15 protein-coding genes and 1 pseudogene are annotated in these 20,819 nt (G+C 66.9%); 12 read left to right on the forward strand and 4 right to left on the reverse strand.

Annotation, left to right across the window (positions count from 1 at the left end; all coding sequences use genetic code 11):
* Positions 1-624 precede the first annotated feature (624 nt).
* The 3 genes from Aau02nite_RS35125 (at position 625) to Aau02nite_RS35135 (ending at position 3,400) form a co-directional block, all read left to right on the forward strand.
* On the forward strand, positions 625-1,587 hold the full coding sequence (locus Aau02nite_RS35125; RefSeq protein WP_212992934.1) for a tyrosine-type recombinase/integrase: 963 nt from the start codon (positions 625-627) through the stop codon (positions 1,585-1,587).
* 197 nt (positions 1,588-1,784) lie between these two features.
* Positions 1,785-2,873, forward strand: coding sequence for a tyrosine-type recombinase/integrase (locus Aau02nite_RS35130; RefSeq protein ID WP_246595666.1), 1,089 nt, complete (start codon positions 1,785-1,787; stop codon positions 2,871-2,873).
* A gap of 53 nt (positions 2,874-2,926) precedes the next feature.
* Positions 2,927-3,400, forward strand: coding sequence for a hypothetical protein (locus tag Aau02nite_RS35135; protein WP_212992978.1), 474 nt, complete (start codon positions 2,927-2,929; stop codon positions 3,398-3,400).
* 39 nt (positions 3,401-3,439) lie between these two features.
* On the opposite strand, the gene Aau02nite_RS47945 is transcribed toward Aau02nite_RS35135, so the two are convergent.
* Positions 3,440-3,607, reverse strand: coding sequence for a helix-turn-helix transcriptional regulator (locus Aau02nite_RS47945; protein WP_212992935.1), 168 nt, complete (start codon positions 3,605-3,607; stop codon positions 3,440-3,442).
* A gap of 597 nt (positions 3,608-4,204) precedes the next feature.
* Here Aau02nite_RS47945 and Aau02nite_RS47950 point away from each other — a divergent pair.
* The 3 genes and pseudogenes from Aau02nite_RS47950 to Aau02nite_RS35155 form a co-directional block, all read left to right on the forward strand.
* Positions 4,205-4,333, forward strand: a pseudogene (locus Aau02nite_RS47950) (LuxR C-terminal-related transcriptional regulator); the annotation flags it as partial.
* A 153-nt stretch (positions 4,334-4,486) separates the two neighbouring features.
* On the forward strand, positions 4,487-6,229 hold the full coding sequence (locus Aau02nite_RS35150; protein ID WP_212992937.1) for a GAF domain-containing sensor histidine kinase: 1,743 nt from the start codon (positions 4,487-4,489) through the stop codon (positions 6,227-6,229).
* A gap of 375 nt (positions 6,230-6,604) precedes the next feature.
* Entirely contained in the window at positions 6,605-9,349 is a 2,745-nt protein-coding gene (locus tag Aau02nite_RS35155) for an ATP-binding protein (RefSeq protein ID WP_212992938.1), read from the forward strand.
* Between the two features lie 188 nt (positions 9,350-9,537).
* Here Aau02nite_RS35155 and Aau02nite_RS35160 read toward each other — a convergent pair whose 3' ends face one another.
* On the reverse strand, positions 9,538-10,572 hold the full coding sequence (locus Aau02nite_RS35160; protein WP_212992939.1) for a sensor histidine kinase: 1,035 nt from the start codon (positions 10,570-10,572) through the stop codon (positions 9,538-9,540).
* Positions 10,573-10,578: 6 nt separating this feature from the next.
* Positions 10,579-10,950 carry a cyclic nucleotide-binding domain-containing protein gene (locus tag Aau02nite_RS35165; RefSeq protein WP_212992940.1) on the reverse strand — a complete coding sequence of 124 codons (372 nt, stop codon included), beginning with the start codon at positions 10,948-10,950 and terminating at the stop codon, positions 10,579-10,581.
* 359 nt (positions 10,951-11,309) lie between these two features.
* Here Aau02nite_RS35165 and Aau02nite_RS35170 point away from each other — a divergent pair, with 359 nt between their 5' ends.
* The 6 genes from Aau02nite_RS35170 (at position 11,310) to Aau02nite_RS35195 (ending at position 18,922) form a co-directional block, all read left to right on the forward strand.
* On the forward strand, positions 11,310-12,059 hold the full coding sequence (locus Aau02nite_RS35170) for an SDR family oxidoreductase (protein ID WP_212992941.1): 750 nt from the start codon (positions 11,310-11,312) through the stop codon (positions 12,057-12,059).
* 213 nt (positions 12,060-12,272) lie between these two features.
* A complete protein-coding gene (locus tag Aau02nite_RS35175) occupies positions 12,273-12,728 on the forward strand; it encodes a nuclear transport factor 2 family protein (protein WP_212992942.1) in 456 nt (151 codons plus the stop codon).
* Positions 12,729-12,739: 11 nt separating this feature from the next.
* Positions 12,740-13,126: a nuclear transport factor 2 family protein gene (locus Aau02nite_RS35180; RefSeq protein WP_212992943.1), complete on the forward strand. Its 387-nt coding sequence runs from the start codon at positions 12,740-12,742 to the stop codon at positions 13,124-13,126.
* Positions 13,127-13,418: 292 nt separating this feature from the next.
* The gene (gene alsS, locus Aau02nite_RS35185; protein WP_212992944.1) at positions 13,419-15,092 is read left to right on the forward strand and encodes an acetolactate synthase AlsS; all 1,674 of its coding nucleotides are present in this window, start codon (positions 13,419-13,421) and stop codon (positions 15,090-15,092) included.
* A gap of 5 nt (positions 15,093-15,097) precedes the next feature.
* Complete coding sequence (budA, locus tag Aau02nite_RS35190) at positions 15,098-15,868, forward strand: acetolactate decarboxylase (RefSeq protein WP_212992945.1); 771 nt, start codon at positions 15,098-15,100, stop codon at positions 15,866-15,868.
* A 309-nt stretch (positions 15,869-16,177) separates the two neighbouring features.
* Positions 16,178-18,922, forward strand: a complete 2,745-nt coding sequence (locus Aau02nite_RS35195) for an ATP-binding protein (RefSeq protein WP_212992946.1) — start codon at positions 16,178-16,180, stop codon at positions 18,920-18,922.
* Positions 18,923-19,397: 475 nt separating this feature from the next.
* On the opposite strand, the gene Aau02nite_RS35200 is transcribed toward Aau02nite_RS35195, so the two are convergent.
* Positions 19,398-20,474: a PP2C family protein-serine/threonine phosphatase gene (locus Aau02nite_RS35200; RefSeq protein WP_212992947.1), complete on the reverse strand. Its 1,077-nt coding sequence runs from the start codon at positions 20,472-20,474 to the stop codon at positions 19,398-19,400.
* Positions 20,475-20,819 lie beyond the last annotated feature (345 nt).

Below are 20,819 nucleotides of genomic sequence, written 5' to 3' on the forward strand. Positions count from 1 at the left end.
ATCAACGGGGTCATGGCCCGGGACACCAGTGGCGCATCTGATGATTGCGGTCGGGGAGCAGTAGCCGACCGCGACGGCGCGGACCGCCGCGCTGACCACGACCGGCAATCGATTCGCACGACGCGCGGGCGCGTGATCCGCTGAATGTGCGACCGCTGTACCTGTACTGCGGCCGTTGGCCGCCGGCCGATCCCGAACCAAGGGTTCTGCCGAGGCCACGCGCTCTGTCCTTCTGTTGGGGGAGGGAGGATGGCGAAGCGGTTACGCTATGAGCAGTTGAAGGTCGACGACCTGCCCTAATGGGCTATCGTTTGTGTCGATCTTGGGACACGACCCCCCCCGGGCATGCGACGATCGGCGCCAGACGGCGTGTGTAGCCGACGGCGATAGACCCTTTTACTCGGCCGGGTATGCTGATCAGCGACCAGGGAAAACACGCGTGAGCATGCCGCTGGGCCGCCTGACTACTGGGGGTCAAGGGGTCGCAGGTTCAAATCCTGTCAGCCCGACAGCGAAGGGGTCCTCGCAGGTCACAGACTTGCGAGGACCCTTTTTCGTGTCTGACGACGTCACCGGGATCGAGCACGCCGCTTGTAGACCTCTTGACTCGGCAGGTGACGAGAGATGCCCCTACTGAAGCTCGATCGACTGTGCGAAGGCCTGGAGAAGGGTGACTGGGCCGGCTTTCTGCGCGACTGGGACCGTGCCCTGCGGGCCGGAAATCACCCGGAGACGACGCGCTACAACTACCTCCTGGCCGCCGCCCAACTGGCGAAGTACCTGACCGCCGAATCACCCGATCCGGACTCTGATGACGCCGGACAAGACCCGACCCTAGTGACGAAGGCGCACATCGAATCATTCCAGGCTTGGATGATCGAAACCCGTTCGGCGTCCACTGCCCTGAACAAGCACAAGAGCCTCCAGCAGTTCTTCAAGTACCTCCGCGAAGAGGAGGAGTTCGACCGGTCGCCGATGGAGCGGGTGAAGCAGCCGCAGACCCCGCAGAAACTCGTCCCGGTCATGGGCGACGACGACACGAAGAAACTGCTCGACGGCACCAAGGGCAAGTCATTCATGGCGTTGCGGGACGAGGCGCTGATCCGGCTGTACTACAACACCGGTGCCCGGCTGTCGGAGATCGGGAATCTGTTGCTGACCGATCTGGACATGAACACCGAGTCCGTCCACCTCCATGGCAAAGGTGCCAAGGACCGGCGGGTCCGGTTCGGACGGAAGACCTCCCGGGCGATCGCACGCTATCTGCGGGCCCGCGCAAAACGCAAAGGCGCCGCCGATGTGCCGCAATTGTGGATGGCGGAACGAGGTGGCCGTCCGTTGACCCCGAACGGCATCAAGATCATGCTGAAACGCCGTAGGGCTGCCGCTGGGGTGACGGATACGCACCCGCATCGGTGGCGGCACAACTTCGCCCATGAATGGCATCGGGCCGGCGGGAACACCGGCGATCTCATGCTGCTGCTCGGGTGGGCGTCTGACGACATGCCCCGTCGCTACGGTGCCAGCGCGGCGGCGGAGCGGGCGCAGGAGTTGCAGGTGCAGATGGGCATCGGCGAGAAGGTCTGATCAGGTCCACCGGCTGCGGCGGCGCGTGTCGGCCGACGCACAGCCGAGGACGCGGGAGCGGCAGGGGAGGGGATAGGGGAAGACAACCGCGGACAACTTCCGGCCGCTGCGGGGAGCTCCGATGATCGAAGGAGCGCCGCGCGTGAGGATGTGTGGCGCCGCTACGTGCCCTTGCACGTAGTCAAGGAGTCCATCGCATGGGCTCGGCGAACGTCTGCGAGGTGGATGTGCTCGATCTGCAGAAGGTCTGTCACGATCTGCCACCCGCCTGGTTCGACTACCTACGGGACTGGGACCGGATGCTGCGCTCCGGGAACTACTCGGAGACCACCCGATACAGCTACCTGCTGGCCGGTGCGCAGCTGAGCCGGTTCCTGGTCGACAACGCTGGGCGGCTGAGTGCCGAGGACGCGGCGGAGGATCCGACGGAGGTTGAGCGCGGGCACATCGAGGAGTTTCAGGCGTGGATGGTGCATACCCGTTCGGCGTCGACGGCTTCGGACAAGCACAAGGGTTTGCAGCAGTTCTTCCGGTGGCTGACTGAGGAAGAAGATCTGGAGCGGTCCCCGTTGGCACGGGTGCGGCAGCCGAAGACCGCCCAGACGCTGATTCCGATCCTCGGTGACGATGACACCGCGAAGATCCTCGCCACCTGCAAGGGCAAGGACTACATGTCGCTGCGGGACGAGGCCATCATCCGGCTGTTCTACAACACCGGGGCACGGCTGTCGGAAGTCGCCGGGGCGCAGCTGGAGGACGTGGACCTCAACAGCGACTCGCTGCTGTTTCACGGCAAGGGCATGAAGGACCGCCGGGTGCGGTTCGGCCCGAAGACCGGCCACGCGGTGACCAAGTTCCTGCGGGGCCCGCAGCCGGCGCAAGGCGGCCCCGTCGACGGCGATGTGGCTGCCGGCTCGAGGCGCGGTGCCGCTGTCGAGCAACGGCATCAAGCTCATGCTCCGACGGCGCGGCGTCTTGGCTGGGGTGGACAACGTCCATGCGCATCGGTGGCGGCACAACTTCGCCCACGAGTGGAAACCGGGAGACGTAGACTTGGACGTGGAGTTCACCCACCGAGACGAGCAGTGGCAAGCCGAGTTTGTCCAAGGGCTCAGCTATGGCTACGACGGTCGACGGGTGTTCAAGCAGGCGTTGGTCGGCCGCAAACGCGGCGTGCAGTTCACGTACGACCGGCACGACGACGCCGATTTCCCGATGACGTTGCTGTGGCGCCGTGGCGAGGACCTGCAGACGGCGATGCACCGTCTCCACGCAATCCCCATTGATCCCACGGCAGCAAGAGCTGACCGGGACGCCATGCTGCCCCGAGTTTCTCGGGATGGAGCGTTGGCTGCCTCGTCTCTATCGCGAGCAACTCGTTGAAGCTGTCGACGCCGGCGCCATCCGTTTGGAACGGCTGCCGCTCGCCGACAGGGAGGTCAAGGATCCGAAGGCGCTGGCACATCTGAACGGACGCTGGTCGTCGACCAGTCCGCTGCACCGAGCAGGAAACGCCGTTTTCGCATATCTGCTCGAGCGCGGTACCGAACCAGCGATGGTGCATCTCCACGGACGTGACGTCGAGAACGACGTCACGCCATACTTCGCAGGGTTCGGCCTGCGCTACCTCGATGCCATGCAGCGATGTCTCACTGAGCACGGCGGCAAAGAGTGGATCGAAGTAGTCCCCCCGCCCTCCGGGGGGACTTGCTCGCGCTCAGGATCATCGCCGTCTCGCGTGCGCGGCTCGAGACGCTCAGATGGGCGTGAACGAGGCCGCTGCTACTTTGAGGCCTCACGGAACGGTTTGTGACAGTTCCAGAGCTAGCCGGGGCACCAGCAAACCGGCAGGTTATTGGTTTTGGGCCGCCTCGATGTCGGCGATGAAGCGGTCGACGGATGACCGGCGAAAGCGGACGTATTTCCCCAGCCGAAAGCCTTGGGGGCCGTTTCCCGCGGATCGCCACTTGCGCAGCGTCCCCACTGGGATTTTCATTAAGGCGGCAACCTCGTCGATCATTAGTAGGTCGTCGCGTGGCTAAAAATTTCCTTTCCCGGCATGCGGTTTCCCCTCTCTGTCAGTGTTGGGTGCTTTCATGGTTGCATCTGGGCGGAAAGGTCGCATGCGATTGTGTACCTAAAAGGTGATGCTCTGCGCGGAGGGATGAAGCATTGGGGCGGAAGGGGGATTTGCGTTGCGAACAGGCAGCCTGCTACAAAGGTTGTGGATGCTGTAACATGTGTCTTCGCAACCTGCCAGTGTTGGGGCCAAAGATCGGCTCCGCCCTTCATTGACTGTTTTTCCGTGTGGTCGAAATGTGTTTGGTTCCGTCCTCGATTGTAGAACTGGCGAGTCAAGGGCTCGTTGTTCCGAAGGGTAGCTCCCTTTACTCGGGTGATTCCTAGGATGCTTCCTGGGGTGTCGGCCTGAGGGCAGCTATTCGGGTGTGCGTCCGCTTTCGACCCAGACGTTGCCGCTACGGCGCCCCGGCGGACGCGCTGAATCAGCCTGCCAGGCGGGTGCATGCCTTTGCGGTGGGCTCACTCGTATTGGCTGCCCGTGCAATCCTCAAAGGCACGCCTGCCCTGATCGCCGGGCTGACGCGGGGTAGCACATCAGGAGGTCGCCGGGCGGTTGTTCCTGGCGGCGCGTACGGTTCTATACCACCTGCGCAACCTGTTCACCAAGATGGGCACCGGCTCCCGCCGCGAGTTGCGCGCCGCGCTACCCCCAGCGGCGAGATGACTCCGTCGGCGCCCCGGGCAAAGCACGGCGGTTGCCTGACCCGCCCCCCTTCAGCCACCGCCGGCCGGCGTGACTGTGCACTTTGGCGGACTCGATGTCAGCCGGTCGCAGAAAGGATGGTCAAGACACGAGCCAACCTTGCGCGGAGGCATCATGGACATCGTCGCCGTCGGCCGAGAGAGCTCCGTCTCGGCTGAATTGCCGGACACTGCGATGATCAACGCCCAGAGCCGCGAGGAGATCGAACGACTTGCCGCTGGGCTCGTCGCCGAGCAAGCCGCGCTGCGGCGGGTGGCCGGGCTGGTGGCGCGCGACGCCCCACCCGGTGAGGTGCTCGAAGCGGTCGTCACCGAGGCGGCGGGTCTGGTCGGTGTCGGGTTCACGACGCTGTTGCGCTTCGAGCCCGACGGGGCGACGGAGGTCGTCGCGGTGCACGATCCGCCGGAGGGTGTCGCGGTGGGCCTGCGTGCCCCGGCCAAGGGCGACGGCGCCACTCAGCGTGTCTGGCGTACTGGGCGGCCGGCCCGCGCGGACCGGCTGCCGGACATGTCGGGGGCGTGGGCACAGTTGGCTTCCGGTCGTGGTTTCCTGTCCAGTGCCGCGGCGCCGGTCCTGGCCGAGGACCGTTTGTGGGGCGTTCTGGTCGCGGCCGGGCGTGGTGCTCTGCCGTCACAGATCGAGGAGAAACTGGCGCGTTTCGCGGGGCTGGCCGGCACAGCGGTCGCCAGTTCTCAGGCGCGGGCCGACGTTCAGGCGCTCGCCGATGAACAGGCGGCATTGCTGCGGGTTGCGGAACTGGTCGCCCGTGGTGGACCGTCGGATGCCGTGTTCGAGGCCGTCGCCGCTGAGGCGCAGCAGCTTCTGGACGGTCAGCCGATGATCCTGGTCCGCTTTGAACAGGACGCGGCGATGATGGTGATCAGCCCGAGCGATGGGCCGACGCCATCCGGAATCCGGATCGAGTACGCGTCCGGCACGATGCCGGACCGTGTCCGGCGGACGGCGCGGGCGGTGCGGGTGGACGATTTCAACGTGGAGCCCAACGCTGCCTTCGCCCGCCGTCACGGTCTGACTGCCGGGGTTGCGGCGCCGATCGTGGTGGAGAGCTGTGTATGGGGGATGCTCGCTACCACCTCGGCCGACGGGCCGCTGGTGCCCGGCATCGAGGATCGCCTTCAGCGGTTCGCCAATCTGGTCGGCACCGCCGTGAGTAACGCGACGAGTCGCGCTCAACTCGTCGCTTCGCGTGCACGGGTCCTGTCGACGGCTGACGAGACACGACGGCGGCTGCAGCGCGATGTCCACGACGGTGCGCAGCAACGCCTGGTCCACACCGTCATCGCGTTGAAGCTGGCGCGGCAGTCCCTCACCCAAGGCGACATGCCGACCAGCATCGACCGCGTTGAGGAAGCACTCCTGCACGCCCAGCGGGCCACTGACGAGCTGCGGGAGATTGTCAGCGGGATCCTCCCGGCGGCGTTGACCCGCAGCGGCTTACGCGGCGGCGTGGAGTCACTGCTGGCCGACCAGCCACTGCTGGTAGATGCCGACGTCGAAGTGCCGCGGATGGCCGTAGAGGTCGAGACCACCGCGTACTTCATCATCGCTGAGGCGCTTACCAACGTCGTCAAGCACGCCGATGCCGGCCGGGTCTGGGTTCGTGCCGGTCTGCGCGCCGGCGCATTGCACGTCGAGGTGGGCGACGACGGCGTAGGTGGTGCTCACGCGGGTAACGGCTCTGGTCTGACCGGCTTGTTCGACCGGGTCGAGGCGCGCGGTGGCCAGCTGCAGGTGATGAGCCCGCCCGGGCGCGGCACGACGATCCGGGCAGTACTACCGGCCGGCGAACCGCATGTTCCCTTGCCGGGCAAGCCTGTGTCGAGACGCTTTGCTTAACGTCTTGCTGCAGCCACATGGACACTGCCGAGGTTGGGCAGGCGATTCGGAAGACATGGCGCCGGTAATCATGAGGGCAAGCGCGGGCGTGGAATGACCGCAGAAGAAGTTCACGAAATGGGCGCTTGTTCGTCAGACTGCGTCGAGCGCAGATCTTGGCCTTGAAGGAAGTAGTGAGCCCCGCCCCCGCGCCCTCGGCGGCGAGGGCGCCGCCGTTCGCGCCTTGCGCGCCGACCAGTCAACCCGATAGGACCGGGCCGCGGCCGATCTTAGTCGGCCTCCCACGGCGGGATAGCCTTTGACCAGCGTGCTCCTTCGGATCGCGGAGGGACGTGAATCTTCAGGTTCAGCCGGGCAGGCGGGGGGCGTTCAAGGATGCTGGCAGGCCGGCAGGTCGAACGGGACGTACTTGACCGGGTGGTCGCGGCGGTTCAGGGCGGGCAGGGTCGTGCCATCGTGGTGCGCGGCGAGCCCGGGGTCGGTAAGACGGCGTTGCTGGACCATTTGGCCGACCGGACGTCTCGCGCGGGATGCGGGCTGGTGCGCGTGGCGGGTGTGCAATCGGAGATGGAGCTTGCGTTCGCCGGGTTGCATCAGCTGTGTCTGCCGCTGCTGCATCACGCCGAGCGGCTGTCGGCGCCGCAGCGAGACGCCCTGCACACGGCGTTCGGGATGGCCACGGGTCCGCCGCCGGATCGGTTTCATGTCGGCTTGGCGGTGCTCAGTCTGCTGTCGGCGGCTGGGGGTGACCGTCCGCTGATCTGTGTAGTGGATGATGAGCAGTGGCTGGATGAGGGCTCGGCGCAGGTGCTGGGGTTTGTCGGGCGCCGGCTGTTGGCCGATCCGGTCGGGCTGATTTTCGGGGCCCGTGAGCCTGGTGCTGAGCTGGCCGGGCTGCCTGAGCTGAGGGTCGAGGGCCTGGCGGACGATGAGGCTCGGGCGCTGTTGGATTCGGCGTTGACCGGGCCGTTGGACGGGCGGGTCCGTGATCTGTTGGTGGCCGAGGCGCGGGGTAATCCGCTGGCCCTGCTGGAACTGCCACGCGGGATGTCCCCGGACGAGCTTGCGGGTGGGTTCGGGTTGCCGGGTGCGATGCCATTGGCCGGCCGGATCGAGGACAGCTTCCTTCGCCAGCTTGCGGTCATGCCGATCGCGACCCGGCAACTGATGCTGCTCGCGGCGGCTGACCCATCGGGTGACCCGTCGCTGGTCTGGCGGGCGGCCGACCGGCTCGGTCTGCCGAAGGACGCTGGGGAGCCGGCCGTCGAGGCGGGGTTGGCGGAGTTCGGTACCCACGTGCGGTTCCGGCATCCGTTGCTGCGCTCCGCGATCTACCGGTCTGCTGCGCAGCGCGAGCAACGGGCGGTGCACGCCGTGCTGGCTGAAGCGACCGACGTGGTGGTAGATCCGGATCGGCGGGCCTGGCATCGGGCTCAGGCTGCCGTCGGGCTGGATGAGCAGATCGCGGTCGAGCTGGAGTTGTCAGCGGGCCGGGCGCAGGCTCGTGGGGGGTTGGCGGCGGCGGCCGCGTTCCGGGAGCGGGCGGCGTTGCTGACACCGGACCCGGCTCGCCGGGCGGGTCGGCTGCTCACTGCCGCCAGAGCCAAGCACGAAGCCGGGGCGTTCGCGGCGGCCGCGCAGCTGCTGGATGCGGCCCGGGCCGGGCCGCTGGACGCACTGGGGATCGCCGACGTCGAGCGCCTGCTCGGACAGATCGCCGCAGCCCTGGGCCAGAACCGGAACGCCGGGCAGGTGCTGCTCGGCGCGGCGCGGATGTTCGAGCCGCTCAGTGTCGACCTGGCGCGCGAGACCTACCTGGAGGCCCTCTGGGAGATCGCGATGTGGACCGGCGACCGGCACGGCCTCAGGCGGGACGCCGCCCTGGCCGCCCTGGCCGCGCCGCCAGCCCCCGAGCCTTCCCGTCCCGTGGATGACCTGCTCGATGCGCTGGCGCTGCGGTTCACAGACGGGTTCACCGTCGCCGCGCCGGCCCTGACGCGGGCCCTCGGCCGTTTCCTCGCCATGGACGTCGGTTCTGAGCACGCTCGCCGGCTGCTGTGGTCGGGAGCCCGCCCGGCCGGTTGCCTTCTCGCCATGGAACTTTCCGACTTTCCGTCGTGGCAGACTCTGACCGCCTGGAACGTACAGGTCGCCCGGGACGCCGGTGCCCTCGTACCGCTGGAATTCGGGCTGCATCATCGGGCCCTGTTCCACATTCACCAGGGTGAGCTGGACATGGCCGCGCGGCTTCTCGCGGAAAACGAACTGATCCTCGAGATGACCGGCCGACTGACCGGCGGGGTGATCAGGCTGTTCCTGGCAGGCTGGCGTGGTGACCAGGCACGAGTGGGTGATCTTATCCGGGCCATGACCGATGTGGCGAGCGCCCGTGACGTCGAGGTGCCTATGTCGTACGCGATGCTGGCCGCCGCGGTCCTGAACAACGGGCTGGGCCGGTACCAGGTCGCCGTCGAGCGCGCCCAGCAGGGCTTCGAGCTCGACGTCATCGCCGTGGGGCCCTTGGTCGTGCCGGAACTGCTCGAGGCGGCTTCCCGGACCGGGGACATGGCGCTGGCCGGTACTGCGCTGGAGTGGTTGTCCGAGCGCGCGAGCGCGGCTCCGACCGACTGGGCTGTAGGGATGGAGGCTCGTGGCCGTGCGCTGCTCAGCGAGGGTGAGGCCGCCGAGAGCGGCTACCAGGAGTCGATCGAGTGCCTGGTTCGCGCCGGGTTCGGTGCTCAGGTGGCTCGCGCGCATCTGCTCTATGGGGAGTGGTTGCGGCGGCAGAGCAGGCGGTCTGATGCTCGGGTTCAGTTGCGCACGGCGTACGAGAAGCTGACCGCGATGGGTGCGGAAGGGTTCGCGGAGCGGGCGCGTCAGGAACTGTTCGCGGCGGGGGAGACCGCGCGGAAGCGCAGTGTGGGGACGGTTACCACGTTGACCGCGCAGGAGGCGCTTATTGCTCAGCTGGCTCGGGACGGGCACACCAATGTGGAGATCGCTGGGCGGTTGTTCCTGTCGGCGCGTACGGTTCAGTATCACCTGCGCAAGGTGTTCACCAAGCTGGGCATCAGCTCCCGCCGCGAGCTGCGCGCCGCGCTTGCCACAGCGACGAGATGACCCGCTCCGGCGCCTAACGTGTCAGTCGCCCAGCCGCCGACCGTCGTGGACTGTGGGCCGAATGACATCGCTCGCGCGTAGGTCGACGGCGTTCACGGCTTGTGACTTCCGCCAGCGGGCTGGCGGCGCATGCCGGAGCAGTGATTGCCGCGGGAGCTCGCCGTCTCGCCCCGGCAAGTGTCCGGAGCTTACTGACCAGCGAGTGGAAGGCGTACTTGGAAGGTGGTGCGGCCCGGAATCGAGTCGACTTGGATGTCGCCATGGTGGCGGACCGTGACGATACGCCACGCTGTATTGAGGCCGACTCCCGCGCCTCGGCCGACCGGCTTCGTGGTGAAGAACGGGTCGAAGATGCGAGGACGGATATCGTCCGCGATGCCGGACCCGGTGTCCTCGATCTCGACGAGTAGGAATCCGTTGTCCTGCCGGGTGCGCAAGATCAGGTCACCCGTTCCGCCCATGGCGCTGACAGCGTTGTCGATGAGGTTGGTCCAGACCTGGTTCAATTCGGCGGCAAGGGCAGGGATGAGCGGCAGGCCGCGTTCGTAGTCCTTGACGATGTGGACCCCTTCGCCGAGAGAACTCGCGAGAACCGTCAACGTGCTGTCGAGCCCTTCTTGTATATCGATGAATTGGGACGGCGCACGGTCCAGTTGAACGTATTGCCGGGTGGCGTCTATCAGGCTCGAGATGCGCGCCGCTGCCTCCACGATCTCCGCGCTCAGGGTATCGAGCTCGATGCTGAGTCCGAGCCAGCGCAGGACTCGACCTCTGGACCCGCCCAGGTCGGTCGTCCACTCCATCGCGAGCCGCTGGTCGTCCACCTTGGCTTGAACAAAAATAGCGGCGAGTTCCCAACCGTCCGGGATGCCGTGCGCCTCGAGCCATTCCGCCACGCGTTCCTCATGTTCGGCCGTTTCCAGTGGGCCGGGCGATGGTCGCATTGTGGTGTCCCCCATCGCGGTCGCGCGGAGCCGTGAGAATGCGCTGAGACTCCCAGGCGAGTCTGCGCCGTCGGCAATCTCGGCGACGTAGGCGTCCATCGTCTTGATACGTTCTCGCACCGATGAAGCCGCTCGCACAATGGCTGCCGCGGGGTTGTTGAGTTCGTGGGCCAGCCCTGCGACCACTGAGCCGAGCGCCATGAGATGCTCACGCTGACCGATGGCCTGTTGGGTGCCCAGGCTGCCGTAGAAGAGGCCCTCCAATAGATGTACGGACATGGGAAATCATTCGCCCATCAACCAGGCGAAGTCCTCAGCTTTCAGTACGAAGAACCGGGTCGGTGTTTCGGCACGCATCGAGGCTGTGTACCGGGGTAAGCGACCTTCCAAGTACGACTGAAACGCGCCGCCGAAGACGCCGCGCCGGCTCGTACGGATGAACTCGACGTCGTCTGCGCCAGCCCGACTGGTCAAAGTGACCGTCCCGGTCAGCAGGACGAAGAACGAATCCGCGGGGTCCCCTTCGCGGTAAACCCATCCGGGCGATATGTTCCGGACAAAACCTGTCTGATGAAGCCAGGATAGCTGGCGGTCGTCGAGTTTCTCGAAGAGAAGAAGGGTACGCAATTCGGCGATAGCTAGTTTTGCGGGTGTCATCAAATCTCCAGGTTGCAGCGATCTGGCGTCGGGTGACGCGCACATTGCGAGCTGCGCTCCTCGATCCCGCCCGGCCGCCACGTTTGCTCACCGAACGGGCAAGGCGTCGCGTCCATTCTGCAAGGCGGGGAGGGAATTTCTATCTGGCTAGCCGGATAGATTGCTCCGGCCCGTCAGATCAAAGATCCGGGTCGTGCTCCGGATATATCCGGTTGGCACGGTCCTCAGCAAGGCCGGTTGCTGAATACCTTGACGTGACGGAGGCGGGCGTCTCTGAGCCCGGTGAAGCTGACGTCATCTGATCTCAGGCGGCAGCCGGAGATCTCGTGGGCAACCGGGTCGAAAGCGGAAGGACTGGTATGGGACAGCTGCAGGGCAAAACCGCGGTGATCACCGGTGCAACGAGCGGAATCGGCTTGGCAACGGCTCGCCGGTTCGCCGCCGAGGGGGCACATGTGTTCATCACTGGGCGAAGCAAGGAGACCCTCGACAAGGCGATCGCCGAGATCGGTGCGGCCGCCACCGGCATCCAGGGTGACGTCGCGAACCTGGCCGACCTCGACCGTCTCTTCGCCGCTGTCGCGCAGCAGGGCCGCCGCATCGACGTACTCTTCGCCAACGCGGGCGGGGGAGCCTTCCGCCGCCTCGGGCAGGTCTCTGAGCAGCACTTCGACGACATCTTTGCCACCAACGTCAAGGGACTGCTCTTCACCGTCCAGAAGGCGTTGCCCTTGTTGAACGACGGCGCGTCGGTCATCTTGACCGGCTCCACCTCCGCCAGCGCAGGCACTGAGGCATTCGGGGTGTACGGCGCGTCCAAGGCCGCTGTGCGGTCGTTCGCCCGTACCTGGGCGAACGAATTGAAGGGACGCCAGATCAGAGTCAACACACTCACCCCCGGTCCCACCGACACCCCCGGCATCACCGGGCTCGCCCCGGATGCCGAAAAGGCCGTGCAGCTCAAAGGCGCGCTGGCCGGCAAGGTCCCGCTGGGTCGAATGGGCAGCCCTGACGAGATCGCCGCGTCCGCGCTGTTCCTCGCCGGCGACCAGAGCAGCTTCGTGACCGGGATCGAGCTCTTCGTGGACGGCGGCGTCAACCAGGTCTGAGCTTCCGGCGTACAACTCGGGCGAACATGACGGCCAGCCGGCATCTGGAGCTGTTCGTTCCCGACGATCCGGTTCACCGCGTCGCCGGCCCGGTGCCATCGGCGAGCCAACTGCCAGGCAGCCGGACATCCGACATCAGAGGCAGCAGTTTGGCGGGCGGCGACGTAGTCCCACCGCCGACGAGGAGGAACCGTGAGAAGCGCTCGAGAGCTCATGCTCGCCTACACCGCCACCATCGGGGATCCGGACGCAACAGCCGCGCTCTTCACCGACGACGGGGTGGTTGAGCTTCCGTATCTGGAGTCGATCGGAGCGCCGTCACGTGCCACCGGACCCGCCGAGATCCGCAGCTTCGTCAGCGGTCTGCTCGAAATCGTGCCGGACTACGGATTCGACCAGGTGGAGATTTTGATCGACACTCCGGACCAGGTGTTCGGCGAGTACTCCGTGGAACGGCTCACGGTAACCGGCAAGCCCTTCAGCCAGCGGTACGCGGGGCGCCTGGTCGCCCAGAACGGCAAGATCAAGCTCCTACGGGAGTCGCTGGACGTCGTCCGCGCGGCCCGCGCGATCCTGCCTAACGGCGTCGCGGACATCCCGCGTGAGTGGCAAGGCAAGAGCGCTCGTGGACATCGTTCCACGCACCCATCGGAGGCTCATCAACAATGACTACTCGTAGCGTGGTGGAGCAATTCCTCGGCATGCTCGACAGCGGAGCAGACCCTGACGACATCGCGAAGGTTTTCGCCGACGACATCGACTGGGACGTACCCGGGTCCGCGTCGCTTCCATGGACAGGCAGGCGGTTCAAGCGCGCCGAAGTCGCCGAGTACCTGCGGACACTGGCCATGAACATCGTGCCGGAAGAGAACGTCGACCAGATCGAGGCGATCCTGTACGACGGGGATCACGCGGTGTTGCTCGGTCGTTTCGGACGCGTCGCTCGCACCACCGGCCGACGGTACGAAATGGCCGTGGCCATGTACTTCGAGGTGAGCGACGAACGAATCACCAAGTTTCGCCTCTACGAGGACTCGCACCAGGTCGCCAACGCCTACGCCGAATGAAGGAAATCAGGCGCGTCTTCGGCGGTAGTCGGTACGGCGACACCCGCCGCAAGTTCGAGTTCGCCCGTCGATCCTTCTACGGGCGAACGCCGAGGTTGTCGGCTCGGAAGGGTTCGCCAGCAAGGAGAACCTTGAGCGCCGAACTCGAGCAGGCCTGCTTCGAAGGCGGCCGAGACATCATCGAGTGCGGTCGTGTCGTATCCGCCGAAGGCGCAGGCCTGCAATACCGGGACTCGCGGACGGGCTCGTCCGCGCCGTGAACACTTGCTACTGCAACGAGGAGACCACGGCAGTGGAAGAAGAGAAGCCCGCGCGGGTCGCCGATCGGCTCGTGGAGGCGCTCGAACGACAAGGCGTACGCCGGGTCTTCGGGGTGCCCGGTGCAAAGGTGGACGCCCTGTACGACGCGCTACTGGCCAGCGGGATCGAGACCGTTGTCTGCCGCCACGAGCAGAATGCGGCCTTCATCGCCGGCGGCGTCGGCCGGCTCAACGGGGAACCCGGCGTGGTCGCGGTGACGTCCGGCCCTGGCACGGCCAACCTGGCGACCGCCCTGCTGACCGCCAACACTGAGCAGGACCCGGTTGTGGCGTTGTGTGGCACTGTCCGGCGATCGGACGGGCTCAAGCGCACTCACCAGTCGATGAATGCCGCGGCTCTGCTGCGCGAGGTGACGAAATACACCGCCGAGATGACCGACCCTGACCAGGTCGTCGAGGCCGTTGCCAATGCGTTCCGGGCCGCGACCACCGAGCCGCGCGGAGCCGCCGCGGTCGTGCTGCCCGTCGACGTCCTAACCGCGGTGACCACGACCCGGCTCACGCGTGGCATCAGCGCGCCCCGACAGGGCCCAGCGCCCACCGAGAGCATCCGGCGGGCCGCCGAGATGATTCGCGCCGCCCGCTGGCCGGTGCTGCTGGCCGGCATGCGGGCGGTCGACCGCGACTCCGTGGCGGCCATCCGACTGCTGCTGGCCGGCACACGCCTGCCCGTGGTGGAGACCTTCCAGGCGGCGGGGCTCGTGTCAGCCGAGCTCGACGACCGGTATGTCGGACGGGTAGGACTGTTCCGCAACCAGCCCGGCGACATCCTGGTCGCCCGGGCCGATGTGCTGGTCACCGTCGGCTACGACGCCGTCGAGTACGACCCGGTTCTCTGGAACACTGACCCCGATCGAACCGTGATCCACATCGACTCGATCGTCGCTGACATCGACAACCACTACATGCCCGAGCTGGAGCTGCGCGGTAGCGTCGCCGACACCGTCACGGCGCTGACTGCCGAGCTGAAGGGTCATGAACTCGACCCGGGCTTCCTGCGTGAGATCGACGGCAAGCGGCGGGACCTGGACACGATCGATGAGGCCGCCCGGACCACCCCGCACGGGGGTGCCGGGCTCGATCCCGCCCGGCTGGTCCTGCTGATCCGTGACCTGTTGCCAGAGGAGACAACTGTCGCCTGCGACATCGGTTCGGTCTACATCTACATGGCCCGTCACTTCCGCGTGCACGAGCCACGCCGACTGCTGTTCAGCAATGGCCAGCAGACCCTCGGCGTCGGTTTGCCCTGGGCGATGGCGGCCTGCCTAGAGCGGCCCGGCACACCGGTGGTCTCTATCTCGGGCGACGGGGGGTTTCTCTTCTCGGCGCAGGAGCTGGAGACCGCCGGCCGGCTCGGTCTCGAGTTCGTCCACATCATCTTCCGCGACAACACCTACGACATGGTTGGCTTCCAGGAGATGCTCAAGTACGGCCGCAAGTCCGGGGTGCAACTGGGCGACTACGACACCGAGGCGTTCGCGGCCGCCTTCGGGGCGAAGGGCTACCGGCCGGCCACCGAAGAGGCGTTCGTCGATGCCGTCCGCCAGGCCTTGGCCCGGGGCGGGCGGAGCATCATCGACGTCCGGGTCGACTACAGCCGCAACACCGAGCTCGGCGAGATTCTGCCGCCGGACCGGTTCGAGTGACCGGCGTGGGCGACGGCACGCTGCTGGATGCGGTCAACCGCCACCGACAGCACACCGCTTTCCAGACCTCGACCATCGGGGCACTGCTGGGCGGGCTCGACGACGGAGACCTGACGGTCACCGAGCTGCTGCGCCACGGCGACTTCGGCGTCGGCACCTTCTCCGCGCTCGACGGCGAGATGGTGGTGCTCGACGGACGCTGTTACCAGCTGCGCTCCGACGGCAGGGCCGCCGTGGCCCCGCCCGAGGCGACCACCCCGTACGCGATCGTCACCTCGTTCGCTGCGGACTCGACCTTCGGTTTGCCGTCCGGCACGGCACTGAACCGTGATCAGCTCACCGAGATGATCGAATCACGTCTGCCCGGCGACAACTACTTCTACGCGATCCGGGTCGACGGCCAGGCCACCTCGATCACTTCCCGGACCGTACGCCGACAGACGAAGCCCTATCCCGGCCTGCTCGAAGCCTCGTCCGGGCAGCGCGAGCAGACCTACACTGAGCTTGCGGCGACAATCGTCGGATTCCGCTCGCCGGACTACACCGGCACGATCGCTGTACCCGGATATCACTTGCACTTCGTCGACGACGCCCGGCGCCGCGGCGGGCACGTGCTCGACTTTGTCATGTCCGGCGGCCAGGTCCACGTCAGCGTCATCGAGCAGCTGCGCCTTCGCCTTCCCTCGTCGTCGGAGTTTGCGACCGGCGAGCTCAACAGGCCGCGGGACTCGGCTGCGATCGCCGCTGCGGAGGGTGCACGCTCAGACTCCAGGTAATAGCCCTGACAGCACCCGATGAGCATCTCGGTGAACAGGGCCGCGTTGGACGGGTTCGTCGACCACGGGCGAAGAGTGATGCACAAGTTGCATGAAGCTGGCGCGTCGGAGCGGCAACCGCGGACCGCCCGGCATCGTCTCCGCGGGCTTGACCCGCGCGGAGGCGAAACGCTGGTGGACACAGCGAACCGTCACGGCGTACGGACTTGACTGGTAACGCGGTTTAGCCTTTGGCTAGCGTGATCACCTGGTTCGCGCAGGGACGTACATTTCCAAGTTCAGCCGGTCCGGCGGGGGGCGCGTTCAAGGATGCTGACGGGCCGCGAGGTCGAACGGGACATGCTGGACCGCGTGGTCGAGGCGGTCCAGGGCGGCCATGGTCGCGTCTTGGTGGTGCGCGGCGAGCCGGGGGTCGGTAAGACGGCGTTGCTGGACCATTTGGCGGACCGTGCATCTCGGGTGGGGTGCCGGCTGGTGCGCGTCGCGGGCGTGCAGTCGGAGATGGAGCTGGCGTTCGCCGGGTTGCATCAGCTGTGTCTGCCGCTGCTGCATTACGCCGAGCAGCTTGCAGCGCCGCAGCGCGATGCCTTGCGCACGGCGTTCGGCCTGGTTGGGGGCCCTCCGCCGGACCGCTTCTTCGTCGGCTTGGCGGTGTTGAGCCTGTTGTCGGCGGCTGGGGGTGATCGCCCGGTGGTGTGTGTGGTGGATGATGAGCAGTGGTTGGATGCGGGCTCGGCGCAGGTGCTGGGGTTCGTTGCGCGCCGCTTGTTGGCTGATCCGGTCGGGTTGGTTTTCGGGGCCCGTGAGCCTGGCGCCGAGCTGGCCGGACTGCCGGAGCTGAGGGTCGACGGTCTGCAGGACGATCAGGCCCGGGCGTTGCTCGATTCGGCGTTGACCGCGCCGCTGGACGGGCGGGTCCGTGACCTGCTGGTGGCCGAGGCGCGAGGTAATCCGCTGGCTCTGTTGGAGCTGCCGCGCGGGCTGTCCCCGGAGGAGCTCGCTGGTGGGTTTGGGTTGCCCGGTGCCATGCCGCTGGCCGGACGGATCGAGGACAGTTTCCTGCGTCAGCTGTATGCCTTGCCTGCCCCGACCAGGCGGCTGATGCTGCTGGCGGCGGCCGATCCGTCCGGCGACCCGTCGCTGGTCTGGCGGGCCGCCGACCAGCTCGGCCTGCCGAAGGACGCCGGGGAACCGGCTGCCGGAGCTGGGCTAGCGGATTTCGGCACCCATGTGCGCTTTCGCCATCCACTGCTGCGCTCCGCGGTTTACAGGTCTGCCGAACAGCCCCAGCGACGAGCCGTGCACGCGGCGCTGGCCGAAGCGACCGACGCGATGGTGGATCCGGATCGGCGGGCTTGGCACCGGGCACAGGCGGCGGTGGGGCTGGATGAGCGGATTGCGGTCGAGCTGGAGTCGTCGGCCGGCCGAGCGAAGGCCCGTGGCGGGTTGGCGGCGGCAGCCGCGTTCCATGAGCGGGCGGCGTTGCTGACTCCTGACCCGGCTCGCCGAGCGAGTCGCTTGCTCGCTGCCGCCCGAGCCAAGCTCGAAGCGGGCGCGAACGAGGCAGCCGCGCAGCTCGTGGAGGCGGCCCGGGTCGGGCCGCTCAACGCAAGGGAAGCCGCGGACCTCGAGCGCTTGCGTGGGCTCATCGCCCTCCGACAGGGTCAGAACCGGAAGGCTGTTCTGGCGCTGCTCAGCGCGGCCCGGTTGCTCGAGCAGTTCGATGTCGACCTGGCGCGCGAGACCCATCTGGAGGCCCTGTGGAACACCGCGATGTGGGTCGGCGGCCGGGAAGACACCAGACGGGACGCCGCGTTGGCTGCCCGGGCCGCCCCTTCAGCCCCGCAGCCCGGTCGAGCCGTGGACGACCTGCTCGACTCGATGGCGTTGAGGTTCACCGACGGGTTCGCCGTGGCGGCGCCTGCGATGACCGGGGCTCTCCACCGTCTCGTCGCCATGGACGTCGGCTCAGAGGATGCCCAGCGGCTGGTGTGGTACACGGTCTGCCAGGCCAGCTGCCTTCTCGCTATGGAACTGTCCGACTTTGAGGCCTGGCAGGCTCTGACCGCGCGGAATATTCGGATCGCCCGAGAGATCAGCGACGTTGTGCAAATGCAGTACTGGCAGAGCCATCGGGCCCTGTTCCACATTCATCAGGGGGAGCTGGATACGGCCGCCCGAATCTATGCCGGATACGACCTGAGGGATGAGAGGACCGGGCCCATGATGGGTGTGATGGGCGGGATGTGGCTCGCCGCCTGGCGGGGTGACGAGGCTCGAGCGGGTGAGCTGATCCGGGTCCTGACGCAGGAATCGCGTGCCCGGGACCTCGAAGTACCCGGGTCATACGCCATGTGGGCCGGCGCGACCTTGTACAACGGGCGGGGCCGGTATCAGGAGGCCCGCGACTGCGCTCGGCAGGCTTTTGAGCTTGACGTTTTTGCTGTGGGACCCATGGTCGTTCCGGAGCTGGTCGAGGCGGCCAGTCGGGCGGGAGATCCGGTGCTGGCCGGTGTTGCGTGGGAGTGGTTGTCGGAACGTGCGAGCGTGGCTCCGACCGACTGGGCTGTGGGGATGGAGGCTCGTGGCCGCGCCCTGCTCAGCGAAGGTGACGCGGCTGAGCGCGGCTACCGGGAGTCGATCGAGTGCCTGGATCGCGCCGGTTTCGGCGCTCAGCTCGCCCGCGCGCACCTGCTCTACGGAGAATGGTTGCGGCGCCAGAACCGCCGCTCCGACGCCCGCATCCAGCTGCGCACCTCCCACGGTTTATTGACTGTGATGGGGGCGGAGGGGTTTGCTGAGCGGGCGCGCCAGGAGCTCGCTGCGCTAGGTGAGAAGGTGCGCAAGCGCAGCGGCGAAATAGCCACCACGCTGACTGAGCAGGAAGCACTGATCGCGCAGCTGGCCCGTGACGGGCACACCAATCAGGAGATCGCCGGGCGGCTGTTCCTGTCCGCTCGCACAGTCCAGTACCACCTGCGCAAGGTCTTCACCAAGCTGGGAATCAGTTCGCGCCGCGAGCTGCGCATCGCGCTTTCCCCAGCAGCGAGATAGTTCGGTGCCTACCGTCAACGCTCTTTGCTGAGCCGTCGATCGTCGTGAGCGGTGCGTTGCCGTCCGCGGCAGGCTCGCGCAAGACGTCGGACGGCGGGGAGCGCCGGCGCCGCGACGGCGAGGGTGAGCGCCGCAAGCAGGACCGCGACCCAGACGGTCGGGTCCAGAACCTGCTTACGGGCCAGCCAGTCACGGTCAGGGTGAGGCCGCCGCGTGGGGGACGGGTAAGCCCACCGGCGCAGCGGATGAATACGCCGTTAGAGACCGGAATCATCCGCACCCGCACGAGGACCAGCCCGGCAGCCCGCCGGCCCGCGGCAAGTGAGTCGATCTGCCAACCGTTGACGAGCAGCGAAACATTGCCTGCGACTATCGGAGGCCGCATACCTGGATGACCGATTAGGCGACACAGGCCGCCAGCCCCGGGCAAGTGGCGGCGATCAGAGCGGCATGCCGGTCCTCGTGTGTGAACAGCTCATCTGTCAGCCGGCAAACGCACAGCGAGCATGGCGATGTCGTCAGTGCGGTCAGCCCCGATGTCAGCGACCGCATCCTCGATCAGGTCCTGCAGCCGGGTCCGCCTGGCTGTCCGCAGGCGTCGGTGCAGATGGGCGGTACCGTCACCGGCCGCACCGCTCGAGCGTTCCACCAGCCCGTCCGTATGGAAAAGAACCGTTGATCCACTCGCTAACGGCATCGTCCACGTGTGCCGGGGGGCGAAGCGGCGTACGCCGAGCAACAGGTCGTTGCCGGTGAGCGATTGCATCGTCCCGTCCGGGTGGATGACCAGCGGCGGCGGGTGACCGGCGTTGGACCAGCGCAGACGATATCCGTCGCTGGCGCGGGTTTCGATGACCGCGACGACGGCGGTCGCAATGGTCGGTTCGCCCAGGGAGTGGTTGGCCGCATCCAGCCGGCGCAGGAGAGCAGACGGGGGTTCGCGGCGGTCGACGATGTACGCGCGCAGCATGCTGCGCAGCTGGCCCATCCGCGCTGCTGCGGCTATGTCGTGGCCGACCACGTCGCCGATGACCATGGTGAGCTGGCCGTTGCGCCCGGCGACCGCGTCATACCAGTCGCCGCCGACCTTCTCCTGCCGGTCTGCGGGCAGATAGTGTGCGGCGAGTTCATACCGTTCCACTGCTGGTAGGCGGGAAAGGATCGCTTCCTGCAGGGTGTTAGCGACTCCGATCCGTGCGTCGAGCCGATGCGCCCGCTCCAGTGCCTGCGCGATGTAAGTCGCCAGTGTCGCGATTACCGCTCGTTCGGCGACGTAGAACGTGCGCGGAGCGTCCCAGCGCAGGCGCAGGACCCCGATGATGCCGGTTGTTCCGACCAGCGGTACGCATGCCGCAGCCTGCAGGTCTGGATTTGCCTCACTCGGAAACGCGGCGGCGAGTTCAGCGCCGTCGGTGAAGTAGAACGTCCGTCGTTCGCGAATGGTTTGCTCGGTCAGCGGATCCGATCGGCTACCGCCTACTACGACCCCCAGGCGGCTCGCGTCAAGCGCGAGACCCCGCAACTGAAGGACCGCATCCATCACGTCCGCCACGCTCACTGTGGTCGATAACGTCTCACTAGCGCGTAGGAGAAGCAGATTACGTGCCATGTCAGTCGGTGTCATCTCGGGAGCGAGCTGTACTGCTGTCATGAGGAAGCTCCTGGGGATGGCTCGGGTTCCGGGTCGCATGCCGGACGACCATGGTGGCCGGAGATTCAGCCAGAGCTCTGAATTTCGCAGAGGGCGGGTGCGCTGACCAGGACGGTCGACCCGAGAAGTCGGGGGTGTCTACCGGAAGAAATGTAGGGCTGGCCCGATCAGTGCGGCCTGAGCACATCGCCTGGACAGCGGCCCTACTCGCCTTCAGCATCGCCTTACTAGTCGTTGGCCGAGTGG

The organism is Actinoplanes auranticolor, from assembly GCF_018332655.1.
Classification (GTDB): Bacteria; Actinomycetota; Actinomycetes; order Mycobacteriales; family Micromonosporaceae; genus Actinoplanes; species Actinoplanes auranticolor.

Coding starts and splice junctions, on each gene's coding strand:
- Aau02nite_RS35125 (WP_212992934.1), top strand. CDS start 625: ATGCCCCTACTGAAGCTCGATCGACTGTGCGAAGGCCTGGAGAAGGGT.
- Aau02nite_RS35130 (WP_246595666.1), top strand. CDS start 1,785: ATGGGCTCGGCGAACGTCTGCGAGGTGGATGTGCTCGATCTGCAGAAG.
- Aau02nite_RS35135 (WP_212992978.1), top strand. CDS start 2,927: ATGGAGCGTTGGCTGCCTCGTCTCTATCGCGAGCAACTCGTTGAAGCT.
- Aau02nite_RS47945 (WP_212992935.1), bottom strand. CDS start 3,607: ATGATCGACGAGGTTGCCGCCTTAATGAAAATCCCAGTGGGGACGCTG.
- Aau02nite_RS35150 (WP_212992937.1), top strand. CDS start 4,487: ATGGACATCGTCGCCGTCGGCCGAGAGAGCTCCGTCTCGGCTGAATTG.
- Aau02nite_RS35155 (WP_212992938.1), top strand. CDS start 6,605: ATGCTGGCAGGCCGGCAGGTCGAACGGGACGTACTTGACCGGGTGGTC.
- Aau02nite_RS35160 (WP_212992939.1), bottom strand. CDS start 10,572: ATGTCCGTACATCTATTGGAGGGCCTCTTCTACGGCAGCCTGGGCACC.
- Aau02nite_RS35165 (WP_212992940.1), bottom strand. CDS start 10,950: ATGACACCCGCAAAACTAGCTATCGCCGAATTGCGTACCCTTCTTCTC.
- Aau02nite_RS35170 (WP_212992941.1), top strand. CDS start 11,310: ATGGGACAGCTGCAGGGCAAAACCGCGGTGATCACCGGTGCAACGAGC.
- Aau02nite_RS35175 (WP_212992942.1), top strand. CDS start 12,273: ATGCTCGCCTACACCGCCACCATCGGGGATCCGGACGCAACAGCCGCG.
- Aau02nite_RS35195 (WP_212992946.1), top strand. CDS start 16,178: ATGCTGACGGGCCGCGAGGTCGAACGGGACATGCTGGACCGCGTGGTC.